General features: G+C 67.6%; 12 protein-coding genes. 8 read left to right on the forward strand and 4 right to left on the reverse strand.

The annotated features are described in order from the left end of the window. The first annotated feature begins 34 nt into the window (after positions 1-34). Both EDC62_RS02135 and EDC62_RS02140 read left to right on the forward strand, forming a co-directional pair. Positions 35-364, forward strand: a complete 330-nt coding sequence (locus EDC62_RS02135; protein ID WP_124219956.1) for a CcdB family protein — start codon at positions 35-37, stop codon at positions 362-364. Positions 365-393: 29 nt separating this feature from the next. After that, the gene (locus EDC62_RS02140) at positions 394-3,213 is read left to right on the forward strand and encodes a class I SAM-dependent DNA methyltransferase (RefSeq protein ID WP_124219959.1); all 2,820 of its coding nucleotides are present in this window, start codon (positions 394-396) and stop codon (positions 3,211-3,213) included. 79 nt (positions 3,214-3,292) lie between these two features. On the opposite strand, the gene EDC62_RS02145 is transcribed toward EDC62_RS02140, so the two are convergent. From EDC62_RS02145 to EDC62_RS02155, 3 genes are read right to left on the reverse strand one after another with little or no spacing between them, the layout of a single operon-like run. Continuing rightward, positions 3,293-3,853 carry a hypothetical protein gene (locus EDC62_RS02145; protein ID WP_245968709.1) on the reverse strand — a complete coding sequence of 187 codons (561 nt, stop codon included), beginning with the start codon at positions 3,851-3,853 and terminating at the stop codon, positions 3,293-3,295. Beyond that, positions 3,850-5,154: an ABC transporter permease gene (locus tag EDC62_RS02150; protein ID WP_124219961.1), complete on the reverse strand. Its 1,305-nt coding sequence runs from the start codon at positions 5,152-5,154 to the stop codon at positions 3,850-3,852. Before EDC62_RS02150 ends, EDC62_RS02145 begins: the two co-directional genes overlap by 4 nt. Then, on the reverse strand, positions 5,151-5,843 hold the full coding sequence (locus tag EDC62_RS02155; protein WP_124219964.1) for an ABC transporter ATP-binding protein: 693 nt from the start codon (positions 5,841-5,843) through the stop codon (positions 5,151-5,153). Before EDC62_RS02155 ends, EDC62_RS02150 begins: the two co-directional genes overlap by 4 nt. A gap of 126 nt (positions 5,844-5,969) precedes the next feature. On the opposite strand from EDC62_RS02155, the gene EDC62_RS02160 reads away from it, so the two are divergent. After that, on the forward strand, positions 5,970-6,869 hold the full coding sequence (locus tag EDC62_RS02160) for an EamA family transporter (RefSeq protein ID WP_124219967.1): 900 nt from the start codon (positions 5,970-5,972) through the stop codon (positions 6,867-6,869). 13 nt (positions 6,870-6,882) lie between these two features. On the opposite strand, the gene msrA is transcribed toward EDC62_RS02160, so the two are convergent. Beyond that, positions 6,883-7,443 carry a peptide-methionine (S)-S-oxide reductase MsrA gene (msrA, locus tag EDC62_RS02165; protein WP_124219970.1) on the reverse strand — a complete coding sequence of 187 codons (561 nt, stop codon included), beginning with the start codon at positions 7,441-7,443 and terminating at the stop codon, positions 6,883-6,885. Between the two features lie 106 nt (positions 7,444-7,549). Here msrA and EDC62_RS02170 point away from each other — a divergent pair, with 106 nt between their 5' ends. The 5 genes from EDC62_RS02170 (at position 7,550) to EDC62_RS02190 (ending at position 16,522) form a co-directional block, all read left to right on the forward strand. Continuing rightward, a complete protein-coding gene (locus tag EDC62_RS02170) occupies positions 7,550-10,018 on the forward strand; it encodes a GspE/PulE family protein (RefSeq protein WP_245968710.1) in 2,469 nt (822 codons plus the stop codon). Between the two features lie 27 nt (positions 10,019-10,045). Further along, a complete protein-coding gene (locus EDC62_RS02175; protein WP_124219972.1) occupies positions 10,046-11,242 on the forward strand; it encodes an acyl-CoA dehydrogenase in 1,197 nt (398 codons plus the stop codon). A 142-nt stretch (positions 11,243-11,384) separates the two neighbouring features. Beyond that, positions 11,385-12,104: a TetR/AcrR family transcriptional regulator gene (locus EDC62_RS02180; RefSeq protein WP_124219975.1), complete on the forward strand. Its 720-nt coding sequence runs from the start codon at positions 11,385-11,387 to the stop codon at positions 12,102-12,104. After that, positions 12,101-13,294: an efflux RND transporter periplasmic adaptor subunit gene (locus tag EDC62_RS02185; RefSeq protein WP_124219977.1), complete on the forward strand. Its 1,194-nt coding sequence runs from the start codon at positions 12,101-12,103 to the stop codon at positions 13,292-13,294. The genes EDC62_RS02180 and EDC62_RS02185 overlap by 4 nt, the downstream gene beginning before the upstream one ends. A gap of 6 nt (positions 13,295-13,300) precedes the next feature. Next, the gene (locus tag EDC62_RS02190) at positions 13,301-16,522 is read left to right on the forward strand and encodes an efflux RND transporter permease subunit (RefSeq protein ID WP_124219979.1); all 3,222 of its coding nucleotides are present in this window, start codon (positions 13,301-13,303) and stop codon (positions 16,520-16,522) included. The last annotated feature ends 10 nt before the right edge of the window (positions 16,523-16,532 follow it).

The following is a 16,532-nucleotide window of genomic DNA, read 5'->3' on the forward strand; positions in this document are numbered from 1 at the left end:
CGCCCCACCCTGCACATCCGCCCGCCCCGCCGCCGTGCCCCAGTTCGACGTCCACCGCAACCCCGGCGCGCTGCGCGACACCGTGCCCTTCGTGGTGGTGGTGCAGTCGGCGCTGTTCGATGGCTACCGCCGCCGCGTCGTGGTGCCGCTGGTGCGGCGCAACGCGCTGCCTGCGGGCAGCGGCATCGTGCCCTCGCGGCTGAACCCGGAGTTCGAGATTGAGGGGGAGCGCGTGGTTCTGCACCCGCTGGACATGGTCTCCGTACCCACCTCGGCGCTCGGCGCGCGCGTGGGCAGCCTCGGCAGCGACGGCCAGGCCATCACCGACGCCCTCGACGAGTTGCTCAGCCGCGCCTGGGGTTGAGCCCTTGAGAACACCACACCCACCGCACCATGCCCCTGTCCTGGAACGAAATCAAGGCCCGCGCGCTGGCCTTCAGCCGCGAATGGGCGGATGCCCGCGACGAGGCCAGCGAGGCCAAGCCCTTCTGGATTGCCTTCTTCGAAATCTTCGGCATCAGCAACAAGCGCGTGGCCACCTTCGAGCACGCGGTCAAGAAGTTCGGCGGCGGCCAGGGCTATGTGGACCTGTTCTGGCCGGGGCTGCTGCTGGTGGAGCAGAAATCCCGCGGCAAGGACCTCGACCGCGCCTACACCCAGGCGCTGGACTATTTCCCCGGCATCAAGGAACGCGACCTGCCGCGCTATGTGGTGGTGAGCGACTTCGCGCGCTTTCGACTGCACGACCTCGAAACCGGCCAGACGCATGAGTTCGCCCTGGCCGAATTGCACAAGCACATCCGCCACTTCGGCTTCATCGCCGGCTACGAGGCGCAGCCGCTGGCACCGCAGAGCGCCGTCAACATCGAGGCGGCCGAGCGCATGGGTCGGCTGCATGATGCGCTCAAAGCCTCGGGCTACGAAGGCCATGCGCTCGAAGTGCTGCTGGTGCGCCTGCTGTTCTGCCTGTTCGCCGACGACACCGGCATCTTCCAGCCCGCGCAGGCGCTGCGCAGCTACATCGAGGAGCGCACCCGCGAGGACGGCTCCGACCTCGGCCCGCTGCTCGCGCGGCTGTTCCAGGTGCTCAACACCCCTGAAGCCCAACGCAGCACCGCGCTGGACGAACAGCTCGCCGCATTCCCCTACGTCAACGGAGAGCTGTTCGCCGAACCCATCCCCATTGCCGACTTCGACGCCGCCATGCGCGAGGCGCTGCTGGACGCCTGCGCGCTCGACTGGAGCGCCATCTCGCCCGCCATCTTCGGTGCGCTGTTCCAGTCCATCATGGACAAGACCGCGCGGCGCAACCTCGGGGCGCACTACACCAGCGAGGAGAACATCGCCAAGCTCATCAAGCCGCTGTTTCTCGATGCGCTGTGGGCCGAATTCGACAAAGCCAAGAAGAACCGCAACAAGCTGTTCGACTTTCACAAAAAGCTGCGCAGCCTCACCTTCTTCGACCCGGCGTGCGGCTGCGGCAACTTCCTCGTCATCGCCTACCGCGAATTGCGCCGGCTCGAACTCGAGGTGCTGCGCGCCAGCGCGCTGCTGGCCTCGCAGACCGGGCATGTGGATGTGGGCCCGCTGATCGCCGTGGACGTGGACCAGTTCCACGGCATCGAGATCGAGGAATTCCCCGCCCAGATCGCGCAGGTCGCGCTCTGGCTCACCGACCACCAGATGAACCTGCACGTGAGCGAGGAATTCGGCCAGTACTTCGCCCGCATCCCGCTGCGCAGCCGCCCGCACATCGTGCACGGCAACGCGCTCACCCTCGACTGGGCCGAGGTGCTGCCGCCCGAGCGCTGCAGTTATGTGCTGGGGAATCCGCCGTTTGTGGGCGCCAAGTTCATGAACGACGCCCAGCGCGCCGACGCCGCCGCCGTCTTTCACGGCGTGGCCAACGCCGGCCTGCTCGACTATGTGGCCGCGTGGTACGTCAAGGCCACGCGCTACCTGCACGCCGCGCGCGATGCCGGCGTCAACCCGCCCCAGGCCGCCTTCGTCTCCACCAACTCCATCACCCAGGGCGAGCAGGTCGGCGTGCTCTGGGGCTGGCTGCTCGCGCAGGGCGTGCACATCCACTTCGCGCACCGCACCTTCGCCTGGAACAACGAAGCGCGCGGCAAAGCCGCGGTGCACTGCGTCATCATCGGCTTCGGCCTCGACGACCGGCCCGACAAGACGATTTTTGAATACGCCGACATCAAGGGCGAGCCGCATGCGGTGAAGGCGGCCAACATCAATCCGTATCTGGTCGATGCGCCGGATGTGGTGCTGGAAAACCGCAGCACACCGCTCTGTCCGGTTCCCGAAATCGGCATCGGCAACAAGCCGATTGATGGCGGGCACTATCTGTTCACCGACGACGAAAAGGCCGAGTTCCTGCGACGCGAGCCGCAGGCCGAGCAGTGGTTCCACCGCTGGCTGGGCGCGGATGAGTTCATCAACGGTTACCAACGCTGGTGTCTGTGGCTGGGGGACTGCCCGCCGGACGTGTTGCGCCGGATGCCCGAGGCGATGAAGCGCGTCGAAGCCGTGCGTCAGTTCCGGCTGGCGAGCAAGAGCGCGCCGACACGAAAGCTCGCACAAACGCCGACGCGCTTTCATGTGGAGAACATGCCGACGTCGACCTACCTGCTGATCCCGCGTGTTTCATCTGAACGGCGCAACTACATTCCGATTGGGTTCATCCCGCCCGATACCTTCACCAGCGACAGCGCGCTCATCAGCCAAGCGGCCACCCTCTACCACTTCGGCATCCTCACCTCGGCGATGCACATGGCCTGGATGCGCGCAGTGTGCGGCCGCCTCGAAAGCCGCTACCGCTACTCCGCCGGCATCGTCTACAACAACTTCCCCTGGCCGTTTTGCGAACCAAAAGCCGAGGACGCCAGCGTAAAACGGTGGACGGATGCTATTGAAAAAGAAGCGCAGGCGGTGCTCGAGGCCCGCGCCCGGTTCCCCGACGCGACGCTGGCCGACCTCTACGACCCGCTGACCATGCCGCCCGAGCTGCTCAAGGCGCACCAGCGGCTCGACGCCGCGGTGGATGCCGCCTATGCCGCAGCCGCTGGCGGCAAGAAAAGATACGCCAGTGACGCCGAGCGCGTGGCCTTCCTGTTCGGCCTGTACCAGCGCCTCGACACCGCGCTGGCCCCCACCCTCCCGGCCAAACCCGCCAGACGGCCCTCAAAAAAGATCGTTTAGACGCGCCTGTATCCGCGTGTGACCCGCCCGCAGCCGGGATGCGCGACGCGCGAGGGACTTGTTCAGCGTTGCCCTGACCTTACTTCACCGGCACCGCATCGACCAGCCGGTAGTAGAGGCCGTAGGGGTCGTCATGGAGCACGAGGAAGCGCCCTTCCATCACCACCGGGTCGTTACTGGGCTTGACCGGCGTGCGGCTCTTGACCTCGACCATGCTCTCGGGGCCGCCGGGGACGCAGAACGGGCAGCTCAGCGGCACGGCGCTGAGCAGAAAGTGCGTTTGCCGCTCGCCGGGCTCGAGCGGCATCATGAATCCCTGGATGCGCTGCGTCTTTTGGTGCAATTGCAACTGCGCGAGCTTGAAGACGGGCAGCAGGCGGTTTTTGTCGGCGCGGGTTTTCACATCCGTCAGCAGCTCCCAGGGCACCACGTCGTCGCGCGCAGGCAGAGGCGCAAACGCGCTGTCGGGGCTGTGCACGCCGGGGCCGGTGCCAAACGCAAGTCCCGTCGGTGCGGACGCCGCCGTCTGGGATGCCGCCGCCGCGGAAGCGCCCGCACCCGCCCTGGGCGGCACCGCCTGCGCTCCTGTTTCCAGAGCAAACAATGACCAGATCACGCTGGCAAGCAACGGTTTTTTCATGAAATTTCGGCTCCAGAGAGCGCCTCGGCCACGTCCACACGGTACGCGGCTGCAAGCGGCAGGGCGGCAGCCAGAAGCGCGACGCCCGCGGCGAGCAGAGGCACCACCGCCTCGACGCTCTGCCATTGTGTCGCAAGCGCCCGCAGCGGCAGCAGCGCGCCCAGCTCGGCTGCACCGCCCGCGGCGCCCGTGCCCCAGGCCGCCAAGGCCAGTAGCCCGTGCGTGGCGGCCAGCGCCAGCGCCGCGGCCAGCAGGGCCAGCCACAGCGCCTCGGCGAGCAACAGCGCGGCGATGCGCCCGGGCGGAGCGCCGAGCAGCCGCAGCAGCGCCAGGTCGGCACGGCGCGCACGCACCGCGTTCCACAGCGCGATGAACACCGACAGCCCGGCGCTGGCCAGCAGCACCGCGCCCAAGACCTCGACCACCCGCGCGCCCACGCCGATCAGCCCGAGCAGCCGCGACACCTCCACCGCCGGGGAAGCCGCCTGCATGCGGGTCTGGTTGTTGACCCACCGCGGCAACACGGCCGCGGCCAGCGGGCTGCGGTAGCGCACCAGCGCGACGGTCACTTCGCGCGGCGGCTCGGCCGCATGGGCATCGTGGGTGGGGTCGCGTCCGGGGGCCGCGCCTTTTGGCGGTTCATGTTCGTGATCATGTTCGTCCGCGGCAGCGGGCGCAGCCGCCGGGTGCGCATGCACCTGCCACACCGATTCGGTGGCGGTCAGCACCAAGCGGTCGAGCACGCAGCCGCAAGGCGCGAGCACGCCTGTGACCGTGTAGGGCGATGCCGCATGGGCGTGACCGCCACCGCCCAGCCCGTGCACGCCCACGAAGCGCTGTCCCACGCCCAGCCCCAGCCGCGCCGCCGCCTGTGCGCCCAGCACCGCCTGCATCGGGGCAGACCACACGGTGCCCTGCGCGAAACTGGCCTGGTAGTGGGCCAGGTAAGCCGGCGTGGTGCCGACGATGCGAAAGCCGCCCACTGTATCCCCGAGCGAGAGCGGAATCACCTCGGCCACCAGCGGCTGGCGCTCGAGCGCCTCGACCTCCGAGAGCGCCACATTGCCCGTGGGCTGGTCGATGTGGAACACGCCCGAGAGGATGAGCTGCATGGGGCTGCCCTTGGCGCCCACCACCAGGTCGATGCCCGAGAGGTCGCGCTCGAACGCATGTTCGAGTGCGCCGCGCGCGAGCAGCACGAACCCCACCGACACCAGCCCGAGCGTCAGCAGCAGCAGGTTGAGCACTCCGGTGAGCGGCTGCGCCCACAGGTTGCGCCAGGCGAGTCGCAGCGTGCTCATGCCGCCTCCCGCTGGAAGGATTCGTAGCCCGCCGATGCCCCATCGCCCGACACCGGCGCGAAGGACAGCACCCGCGCGTCGGGGCAGGCCGCATGCACGCGGGCGTCGTGGGTGGCAATGACCAAGGTCGCTCCACAGCGTTGCGCGGTCGCGGCAAGCTGCCCCAGCGCCTCGGCGCAGGCGGCATCGTCGAGGCTCGCGGTCGGCTCGTCGGCCAAGAGCACCCGCGGTCGGCGCAGCATGGCCCGCGCCAGCGCCACGCGCTGCGCCTGGCCCACCGACAGTTCGCGCGGCAGCCGCGCCGCTAGCGCCGAGAGGCCCAGCGCCGCCAGGGCCGCGTCGATGGCCGCCTCATCGCTGGGCAGCCCCGCCGCCCAATAGACCAGCGCCAGGTTCTCGCGCACGCAAAGCGCTGCGCTCAAGTGCAGCCGCTGCGGCAGCACACCGACCTGCGCGCCGCGCCAGGCGTCGAGCGCGCGCGGCGTGAGCCCCGACAAAGCCTGCCCCGCAACGATGATTTCACCGCAGCTGGGTCGACGCAGCCCCGCCGCCAGCGCCAGCCAGGTGGACTTGCCGCTGCCCGAGGGGCCGCGCAGCAACAGCGTGCCGCCCTGGGGCAGCCGCACATCGGGAAAGCGCAGCACCGCGCCACCGGGGTACTGGTAGCCAAGGTCTTGGGTCTCGATCATGACCGGCGATGCTAAGGCAACGCTGAACAAGCCCTTCGCGCGCCGCGCATCTCGGGAACGGATTGCGCGTTGCCCGCCCAGACCACCTACACTGCGCGCTCACCCCTCCCGCCGAACGCCCTGCGCATGCCCTGGACCCATCTGTTGCTCGCCCTCGCCGTCGTCGCGGTTTGGGGCACGAACTTCGTCGTCATCCGCTACGGGCTCGATGCCTTCGAGCCGCTGGCTTTCGCCGCGCTGCGCTTTGCCGCCTCGGCGCTGCCGTGGATGCTGTTCATCCGCCGGCCCGCCGTGCGCTGGCGCACGCTCGCTGCGTTCGGGGTGCTGCTGGGCGTGGGGCAGTTCGGGTTGCTGTTTCTGGCCATGCGCGGGCACATCACGCCGGGGCTTGCCTCGCTGGTGATCCAAGTGCAGGTGTTTTTCACCATTGGTTTATCCATGCTGCTGCACGGCGAGCGGGTGCGGACCTACCAGATCGTGGGCTTGCTCTGCGCGGTGGGCGGACTCGGTCTGATTGCCGGGCATGTGGATGCAACGCTCAGCGTGCTGGGCCTCGCGCTGGTGTTGCTGGCGGCGTTTTTCTGGGCCTGCGCCAACTTGGTGGCGAAGTCAGCCGGGCGCGTGGACATGCTGGGCTTCATGGTCTGGAGCAGCGCCTTTGCCGCGCCGCCGCTGGCGCTGCTCTCGCTCGTGTTCGAGGGTCCGCAAGCACTGTGGACCGGTGTGCAGCACGCCTCGGCCGCCGCCTGGGCTGCGGTGGCCTGGCAGGCGCTGGGCAACACACTGTTTGGCTACGGCGCTTGGAACTGGCTGCTGTCGCGACACCCGGCGGCGTCGGTCGCGCCACTGGCTTTGCTGGTGCCGGTGTTCGGCATGGGTGCCTCGGCGTTTTGGCTCGGCGAGCCGCTGCCGCCATGGAAACTCGGCGCGGCCGCCTTGGTGCTGCTGGGGCTGGCGCTCATCATCCTGTGGCCGCACGCGCGGGCGCGCTGGCTTAGGCGCGAAACGCTGGCTCAGGCGGACTGATTCAGCGTTGCCTTCAGCGCGCCAGCCGCGCGAAGGTCTGGCGGAACTTGGCCAGCTTGGGCGCGGCGACGGCGAGGCAATAGCCTTGCGTGGGATGCTTTTCGAAGTAGTCCTGGTGGTACGCCTCGGCCGGCCAATAGTTCGCCAGCGGCAGCACCTCGGTGACGATGGGGGCTGCGTAGAGAGGGTCTTGGCTCATCTCACGGATCAGCGCTTCGGCGACTGCGCGCTGCTCGGGCGTGGTGTAGTAGATGCCGCTGCGGTACTGCGTGCCCACGTCATGCCCCTGTCGGTTGAGCGTGGTGGGGTCGTGGATGAGAAAGAACACCTCGAGCAACTCGCGCGTGGACACCTGCGCCGGGTCGTAGACGACGCGCACCACCTCGACGCAACCGGTGCGCCCGCTGCACACCTCTTCGTAGCTCGGCCGCTCGACCTGGCCATTGCTGTAGCCGGACTCGACATCGAGCACCCCGCGCACCTCTTTGAACACGGCTTCCGTGCACCAAAAACAGCCGCCGCCGAGCACCAGGGTTTGCGGCTCGGAAGGCGTCAGGGGCTGCGGTGTGTTCATGGGGTTTTCAATCAACGCTAGGCTGGGCAGAACAGGGTCTCGGCCATCATAATCGCGCAGCGCCTGCCCTGCTCCACCCTCGCCCATGTGCCCGCCTGAAGCCCCGATGACCACCGCCGCGCCTGCCCCCACGATCGAGTGGCCCTTGCCGCCTTTTGCCAGCTACGCGCAGGCCGAAGGCGTCGAGGGGGAATGGGAGTGTGAGGTCGAAGGCTTGAACGGCCAGACCCGCCGCTGCCTGCTGGTGGGCTTCGATCCGCTGGCCGAGACGGCCTGGATACGCGTTCCGCCTTCGCGTGCGCGCCTGCCGGTGCAGTTCTCCATGTTCCGCCGACTGCGCATCCTCACGCCGCTGAGCCCGGCTACTCCGTCTGCGAGCTCCGGGCCCCAGGCGCAACTGGTCGAATACCGCGCCCGTTTGCCCTACCGCGTGCGGCTGAGGGATGAGACGGTGTTCGAGGGGGAAACGATCGGACACACGGAAACGCCGCAAGGCCTGTTCCTGTTCGAGCCCATCGACGAGCACGACCGCGTGCGCCGCGTGTTCATCCCGCGGGGGGTGATTGCTCAGACCCAGATCGGGGCGGCTCTGGGTGAAGTGCTGGTGGCACAGAAGGTGGTTTCGCCCGCCCAGGTCGAGCAAGCCTTGCAGGAGCAGGACCGCCTGCGGCAAAGAAAGCTCGGCGACTATCTCGTCAGCGAAAAAATCGTCACGCCGGAGCAGCTCCTCGAGGCGCTGGAGGCGCAGGCGCGCATGCCCCTCGTGCGTCTGGGCGAGGCCTTGACCGGTCTGGGCATGATCACGCCAGAGCAGCTCGAAGCAGCGCTGGAGCGGCAAAAAACCGAGCGCAGCGTGCCGCTGGGCGAAATCCTGGTGCGTTCGGGTCAGCTCTCGCGCCATGACCTGCAGATGGCGCTGGCGCGCAAGATGGGCTACCCCATCGTCGATCTGAAGCAGTTCCCGATCGATGCCGAAGCGGTGCGGCGGGTGCCGTTTGCGCTGGCCCGACGTCTGCGCATCGTGCCGCTGTTGTGGCGCTCGGGCACGCTCATCGTCGCCAGCGACGACCCGACCCGCCAAGGCGTGCTCGATGAAATCGAATTTGCGACTCAGGCCAAGGTCGTCGCGGCACTGGCCGCCGCGCCCATTCAAGAGCGGGACATCGCCGAGATCTACCGCCGGCTGGGCGGTGCGCCCGAAGTCGCCCCCGGCGTCGTCGAATGGCCCGACGACCCCGCCGCGTTCAAGGCCGGCGAGCTGCTCGAGCAGCTCGAACAGTTCGAAGCGCCCGCCGACGAGGAGCACGAGCCGCTGATCGAGCAGAGCGACAACCAGCTCGTGCGGCTGATCCACACCCTGATCATCGAGGCGCACCAGCAAGGGGCCTCGGACATCCACATCGAGACCTTCCCGAACCGGCGCAAGGTGCGCATTCGGCTGCGCAAGGATGGGCGGCTCGAACCCTACATGGAGTTGCCGCACACCTACCGCGCCGCGATCGTCGCGCGCATCAAGATCATGTGCGACCTCGACATCTCCGAGCGGCGCAAGCCTCAGGACGGCAAGATCAACTTCGCGCGATTCGTGCCGGGGCAAAACATCGAGCTGCGGGTGGCCACCATTCCCACCTTCGGCGGCGCCGAGGACGTGGTCTTGCGCATTCTGGCGTCGGCCAAGCCCGTTCCGCTCCAGGAGCTGGGCCTCGCGCCGGCAAATCTGGCCACGCTGCGCGAAGTGGTCGAGCGGCCCTACGGCATGATTCTGTGCGTCGGCCCGACGGGTTCGGGCAAGACGACGACCTTGCACTCCTTGCTGCAGCACATCAACACGCCGGAGCGGAAAATCTGGACCGCCGAAGACCCGGTGGAAATCACCAATCCGGATCTGCGTCAGGTTCAGGTCAACCCCAAGATCGACTGGACCTTTGCCAAAGCCTTGCGCGCCTTTCTGCGCGCCGACCCCGACGTGATCATGGTCGGTGAAATCCGCGACGTCGAAACCGCGCACATGTCGGTCGAGGCGTCGCTGACCGGCCACCTGGTGCTGTCGACGCTACACACGAACAGCGCGCCCGAGACGGTCACGCGGCTGCTCGACATGGGGATGGACCCCTTCAATTTCTCGGATTCGCTGCTCGCGGTGCTCGCGCAGCGCCTGGTGCGCCGTCTGTGTCCAGACTGCCGCGTGGCAGAACCGCTGAGTGCCGAGATGCTGACCGAACTGGTCGACGACTACCTGCTGGGCTTCCCCGACGACCTGCGACCGACCGCTCAGGCGGTACGGCAGGACTGGCAGACACAACTCGGCAGCGAATCACCGCTGCGGCATCACCGCAGCCCCGGCTGCCCCGCGTGCAACCACACCGGCTATCGGGGCCGGGTGGGGCTGCATGAGCTGCTGCGCGTCAACCTGGAAATCCGCCGCTTGATCCAGCAGCGCGGCGCCCCGCAGCAGATCCAACATGCGGCGATGCGCGCGGGCGCCTTCCGCACCCTGCGGCAAGACGGCATCCTCAAGGTCCTTCAGGGTCTGACGAGCCTCGATGAAGTCCGCGCCAACACCAGCCATCTTTGACCCTGTTTCACCTCGAGGAGCCCCCGCATGAAAACCGCCTTCCCCTGGGCCGACCCCCTGCTGCTGACCGCGCAGTTGAGCGACGACGAGCGCGCCATCGCCGAGGCCGCGCACACCTTTTGCCAAGACAAACTGCAGCCGCGCGTGCTGATGGCCGCGCGGCATGAGCGCTTCGACCGCGAGATCATGAACGAATTCGGCACCATGGGCTTTCTCGGCCCGACGATTGAGGGCTACGGCTGCGCGGGCCTCAACCATGTGAGCTACGGCCTCATTGCGCGCGAGGTCGAGCGCGTCGACAGCGGCTACCGCAGCGCCATGAGCGTGCAGAGCTCGCTGGTCATGCACCCGATCCACGCCTATGGCAGCGAGGCCCAGCGGCAGAAATACCTGCCGCGGCTCGCCAGCGGCGAGTGGGTGGGCTGTTTCGGCCTGACCGAGCCCAACCACGGCTCCGATCCGGCCAGCATGCTCAGCCGCGCCAAGCCGGTCGACGGCGGCTATGTGCTGCGCGGACAGAAGATGTGGATCACCAACGCGCCGATTGCCGATGTGTTCGTGGTCTGGGTCAAACTCGAAGACGCCTCCGGCCAGGTGGGCGGGCAGGAGAGCATCCGCGGCTTCATCCTCGAAAAAGGCATGAAAGGCCTCTCGGCACCGAAGATCGAGGGCAAGATGAGCCTGCGCGCCAGCATCACCGGCGAGATCGTGATGGACGAGGTCTTCGTTCCCGCCGAGAACCTGCTGCCCAATGTCGCCGGCCTCAAAGGCCCGTTTGGCTGCCTCAACAAGGCGCGCTACGGCATTGCCTGGGGCGCGCTGGGCGCGGCGGAAGACTGCTGGCTGCGCGCCCGTCAATACACGCTGGAGCGCCAGCAGTTCGGCCGGCCACTGGCGCAAAACCAGCTGATCCAGAAAAAACTGGCCGATATGCAGACCGAAATCGCCATCGGCCTGCAAGCCTGCCTGCGCGTGGGCCGGCTGATGGACGAGGGCAAGGCCGCACCCGAGATGGTGAGCCTGATTAAGCGCAATTCCTGCGGCAAGGCGCTCGACATCGCCCGCATGGCACGCGACATGCACGGCGGCAACGGCATCCATGACGAGTACCACGTGATCCGCCACATGATCAACCTGGAAACCGTCAACACCTACGAAGGCACCCACGACATCCACGCCCTCATCCTCGGCCGCGCACAGACGGGTCTGCAAGCGTTTTTCTGAGGTTTTCGGCGGTTCTCCGGCGTGAAATGAGGCGGTGTCGCTCTCAAATTCAGAGCGTTCAAATGAGGTCGGTGGCTGCGATTGACGCCTGGATGCCGGCCGGTTAGACTCCTTACTAACCAGTCAGTCAGTAAAAGCCTCCATGTCTGCCCCCTCCACCACCGCCGCCAGCGAGTCCGCCGAAGCCAGCGCGCATCGGCGCGAGCGGCGCAAGGAGGCGCGGCCCGGTGAGTTGCTCGATGCCGCGCTCGACCTGTTCGTCGAAAAAGGCTTTGCGGCCACACGCGCCGAAGAAGTGGCCGCCCGGGCCGGCGTGTCCAAAGGCACGCTGTTCCTCTACTTCCCGAGCAAGGAAGAACTGTTCAAAGCCGTGGTGCGAGAGAACCTGGCCCGCGTGGTGCACGAAAGCGCAGGCGAGCTCGACAGCTTCGAGGGCCCGAGCGACGCCCTGCTGTTGCACTTCCTGCAGCAATGGTGGGCGCGTTACGGCGCCACCAAAGCCTCCGGCATCTCGAAGCTCATCATCAGCGAAGCGAGCAACTTCCCCGAACTGGCGGTGTTCTTCCGCGACGAGGTGGTCGAACCGGGCACCGCGCTGCTGCGCCGCGTGCTCGAGCGCGGCATCGCGCGCGGCGAATTTCGCCCCGTGCCGATCGACACAACGGTGCACCTGATCCTCGCGCCGCTGCTGTTCCTCGTGCTCTGGAAGCATTCGCTCGGCCCTTGCTGCGACGCCCTCGCGCGCATCGAGCCCGAAGCCTACATCGCGCAACACGCCGAACTGCTGCTGCGCGGCCTGCGCGCCGACGCCGCACCCGGCACCCCAGATTCGCCCGCCCCACCCGAACCCAAGACCCCATGAACAAACGCTGGAAATGGATCATTGCCCTGCTCGTGCTCGCGCTGCTGGCCGCCGGTGTGCTGCGCCTCGTGGCCAACCGGCGCGCGGCACAGCAAGCCCTGAACGCCGCGCCGAAAGCCGCGCCGGTGATCGAACTCGCCGCCGGTGACGTGCAGCCCGCGCGGGTGCGTGAACTCACGCTCGGCCTGCCTATCACGGGGACGGTCAAGGCCGCGAATGCCGCGGTGGTGAAAGCGCGTGTGGCGGGGGAACTGCAGGGGCTCGGCGTGCGCGAAGGCGACGCCGTCGCTGCCGGGGCCGTGCTCGCGCGCATCGACCCGACCGAATACCGCGCCCGCGACCTGCAAGCCCGCCAGCAGGCCGACGCCGCGCGCGCGCAGGTGGCGATCGCGCAGCGGCAGTACGACAACAATCGCGCGCTGGTGGATCAGGGCTTCATCTCCAAAACCGCGCTCGAAACCTCGCAGGCCAACCTGGAAGCCGCCCAGGCCAACCTGCGCGCGGCGCAGGCCGCGGCCGAGGTGACGGGCAAGGCGCTGGCCGATACGGTGGTGACCGCCCCGATCGCAGGCGTGGTGTCGCAGCGGCTGGCGCAAAACGGCGAGCGCGTCGGCATCGATGCGCGCATCGTCGAAATCGTCGACCCGCGCCGGATGGAGCTGGAAGTGCCGCTGTCGGCCGACGACGCATCGCGCGTGCGTGTGGGCATGTCCGCGACCGTGCAGGTCGATGGGCTCACCGAGCCGCTTGCGGCCACCGTGCTGCGGCTCAACCCGGCCACGCAGGCCGGCACGCGCGGCGTGCTGGCGTATCTGGGTCTGCCGACGGCGTCGGGCCTGCGCCAGGGCTTGTTTGCGCAAGGAACGCTGGCGCTGGGCACGCGCACGGCGCTGGCCGTGCCGCTCGACGCGGTGCGCACCGACAAGCCCGAACCCTATGTGCAAACCGTCGAGGGCGCGCGCGTCGCGCACCACACGGTGCGGGTGCTCGATCGTGGCCTGGCCGGCGGCGAGCGCTACGCTGCCGTCGAAGGCATCGCCGACGGCGCGCTGGTACTCGCGGGCAGCGTCGGCGCGCTGCGCGCCGGCACGGAACTGCGCCTCGCGGCACCGCCTGCGGCCCCTGCGGCCAACCCGGGCGCCAGCGCAACCGCGCAGCCGGCCGCCTCGGCTTCCCACGCCTCGCGCTGAAGCATCATGTGGTTCACGCGCGTCAGCCTGCGTAACCCCGTCTTCGCCACGATGGTGATGCTCGCCATCGTCGTGCTCGGGGTGTTCTCCTACCAACGCCTGCAGATCGACCAGTTCCCGAACATCGATTTCCCAGTGGTCGTCGTCACCACCGAGTACCCGGGCGCTTCGCCCGAGATCGTCGAGAGTGAGGTGACGAAGAAGATCGAGGAGGGCGTGAACTCGATCGCTGGCATCAATGCGCTCACCTCGCGCAGCTACGATGGCCTGTCGGTCGTCATCATCGAATTCCAGCTGCACATCAACGGGCGCAAAGCGGCCGACGACGTGCGCGAAAAGGTCGCAGCCATCCGCCCGAGCCTGCGCACCGAGGTCAAAGAGCCGCGCGTGCAGCGCTTCGACCCCTCGAGCCGCGCCATCTGGTCGCTCGCCGTGCTGCCCGATGCGAGCCGGGGCCAGGCGATGAACGCGATCGAACTCACCAACTGGGCCGACCAGGTGCTCAAGAAACGCCTGGAAAACGTGCGTGGCGTCGGCGCCGTGAACATCGTGGGCGGCACCAAACGCGAGATCAACCTTTATCTCGACCCCAAGGCACTCGAAGCCTGGGGCGTGACGCCCGAGCAGGTCGCCAGCGCCGTGCGCGGCGAAAACCAGCAACTGCCGCTGGGCGCGGTTCGTTCGCCCACGCAGGAGAACGTGGTGCAAATCGACGCGCGCGTGCAACGCCCCGAGGACTTTGGTGCCCTGATCGTCGCGCGCAAGAACGGCGTGCCGGTACGGCTGGACCAGGTGGCGCGCGTCCAAGACGGCGCGCAGGAACTCGACACGCTCGCGCTCTACAACGGCGAGCGCACCTTGCTGCTGACGGTGCAAAAGGCGCAGGACGAGAACACCATCGCCGTGATCGACGGCCTCACGCGAACCACCGCCGAGTTGCTGCCGCAACTACCGCCCGGCGTGCGCATCGAGCCGGTCAACGACGCCTCGCGCCCGATACGGGTCGGGGTGGAAAACGTGCGGCGCACGCTGATCGAAGGCGCGCTGCTTACGGTGTTGATCGTTTTCCTGTTCCTCAATTCCTGGCGCTCCACCGTCATCACCGGGCTGACGCTGCCGATCTCGCTGATCGGCACCTTCCTCTTCATGAACCTGTTTGGCTTCACCATCAACATGGTGACGCTCATGGCCTTGTCGCTGTGCGTGGGTCTGTTGATCGATGACGCCATCGTGGTGCGCGAAAACATCGTGCGCCATGTGCAGATGGGCAAGGGGCCGTACACGGCGGCGCTCGAAGGCACGCAGGAAATCGGGCTGGCGGTGCTGGCCACCACCTTGTCCATCGTGGCGGTGTTCATGCCGATCGGCTTCATGGGCGGCATCATCGGCAAGTTCTTCCACGAGTTCGGCATCACCATCGTCGCGGCGGTGCTGATTTCGATGTTCGTGAGCTTCACGCTCGACCCGATGCTTTCCTCCATCTGGCACGACCCGAGCATCGAAGCGCACGGTCGGCGGCAAGCGCCAGCGACCTTCTACGACAAGACCATCGGCCGCGTCACAGGCTGGTTCGAGCGCGCCACCGACGCGCTGGCGGATTTCTACCAGGGCATCCTGCGCTGGTCGCTCGCGAACAAACTGGCCACGGTGGCGATTGCGCTGGGGGTGTTCGGCACCAGCGTGGCCCTGGTGCCGCTGCTCGGGACCGAGTTCGTGCCCAAGGCCGACTTCTCCGAGACCTACGTCAACTTCTATACGCCGGTAGGCTCCTCGCTCGAAAACACCGAGGCACGCGCCAAACAGGTCGAAGCGGTGATCCGCAGTTTCCCCGAGGTGCGCTACACGCTGACCACGATCAACTCCGGCGTCGCCGCCGGCAAGATGTACGCGAGCATTTATGTGCGGCTGGTCGACCGCAAGCAGCGCACGCGCAACGTGGACCAGATGTCGGCCGTGCTGCGCGAGCGGCTGCAACGCATCGCGGGCATCACGGTCACGCATGTGGGCCTGCTCGACCCGGTGGGCGGCAACAAGCAGATCGAGTTCTCGCTGCAAGGGCCGGACCTCAAAGAACTCGAACGCCTGCGCAACCTCGTGATGCAGCGCATCGAGCACATCCCGGGCCTGGTCGATCTCGACTCCAGCCTCAAGCCGAACAAGCCCACCATCGAGGTCGACGTGCGCCGCGAAGCCGCGTCAGACCTCGGACTGTCGGTGAGTTCGATTGGAAGCGCGCTGCGCACGCTGATCGCCGGCCAGACCGTGGGCAACTGGCGCGCCCCCGACGACGAGACCTATGACGTCAACGTGCGCCTCGCGCCCGAGGCGCGCACCGCGCTGCCCGACCTGGAGCGGCTGCCGCTCACGGTGGGCACGAATGCCGACGGCAGCGCGCGTGTGGTGCGGCTCAACCAAGTCGCCACCTTGCGCCCCGGCACCGGCGCCAACCAGATCAACCGGCGTGATCTCACGCGCGAGGTGGCGATCACCGCCAACAACTTTGGCCGCTCCGCGGGCGAAGTGTCCAACGACATCAAAACGGCGCTGGCGGGCATCAGCTTCCCACCGGGGTACAGCTACCAGTTCAGCGGCTCGACGAAGAACATGGCCGAGTCTTTTGCCTATGCGGTCTCGGCCTTGGCGATGGCGGTGATCTTCATCTACATGATCCTGGCGAGCCAGTTCAAGAGCTTCCTGCAGCCGCTGGCGCTGATGACTTCGCTGCCGCTCACGCTCATTGGCGTGGTGCTCGCGCTGATGATGTTCGGCTCCACGCTGTCGATGTTCTCGATCATCGGCATCGTGATGCTCATGGGGCTGGTCACCAAGAATGCGATTCTTCTGGTGGACTTCGCCATTCGCTCGCGCGAAGACCAGGTACAGCCCGACGGCACGGTGATCCCCGGCATGAACCGCACCGATGCGCTGCTGCACGCCGCCCGGGTGCGCCTGCGCCCGATCCTCATGACGACCCTGGCCATGGTGTTCGGCATGGTGCCGCTGGCCTTCGCCCTGACCGAGGGCAGCGAGCAGCGCGCGCCGATGGGCCAGGCGGTCATCGGCGGCGTCATCACCTCCTCCATCCTCACGCTGGTGGTGGTGCCGGTGGTCTATTGCTACATGGACGACCTGGCGCAATGGCTGCGCCGCGTGTTCAGGGTGCAGCCCACCGGCCCGGACGCAGCGCCCGCGAGCAAGGCGGCGCAAAACCCTGCGCCGGTACAATGAACCGGAATCG

Origin of the sequence: Tibeticola sediminis, assembly GCF_003843835.1 — a bacterium.
Taxonomy (GTDB): domain Bacteria; phylum Pseudomonadota; class Gammaproteobacteria; order Burkholderiales; family Burkholderiaceae_C; genus Tibeticola; species Tibeticola sediminis.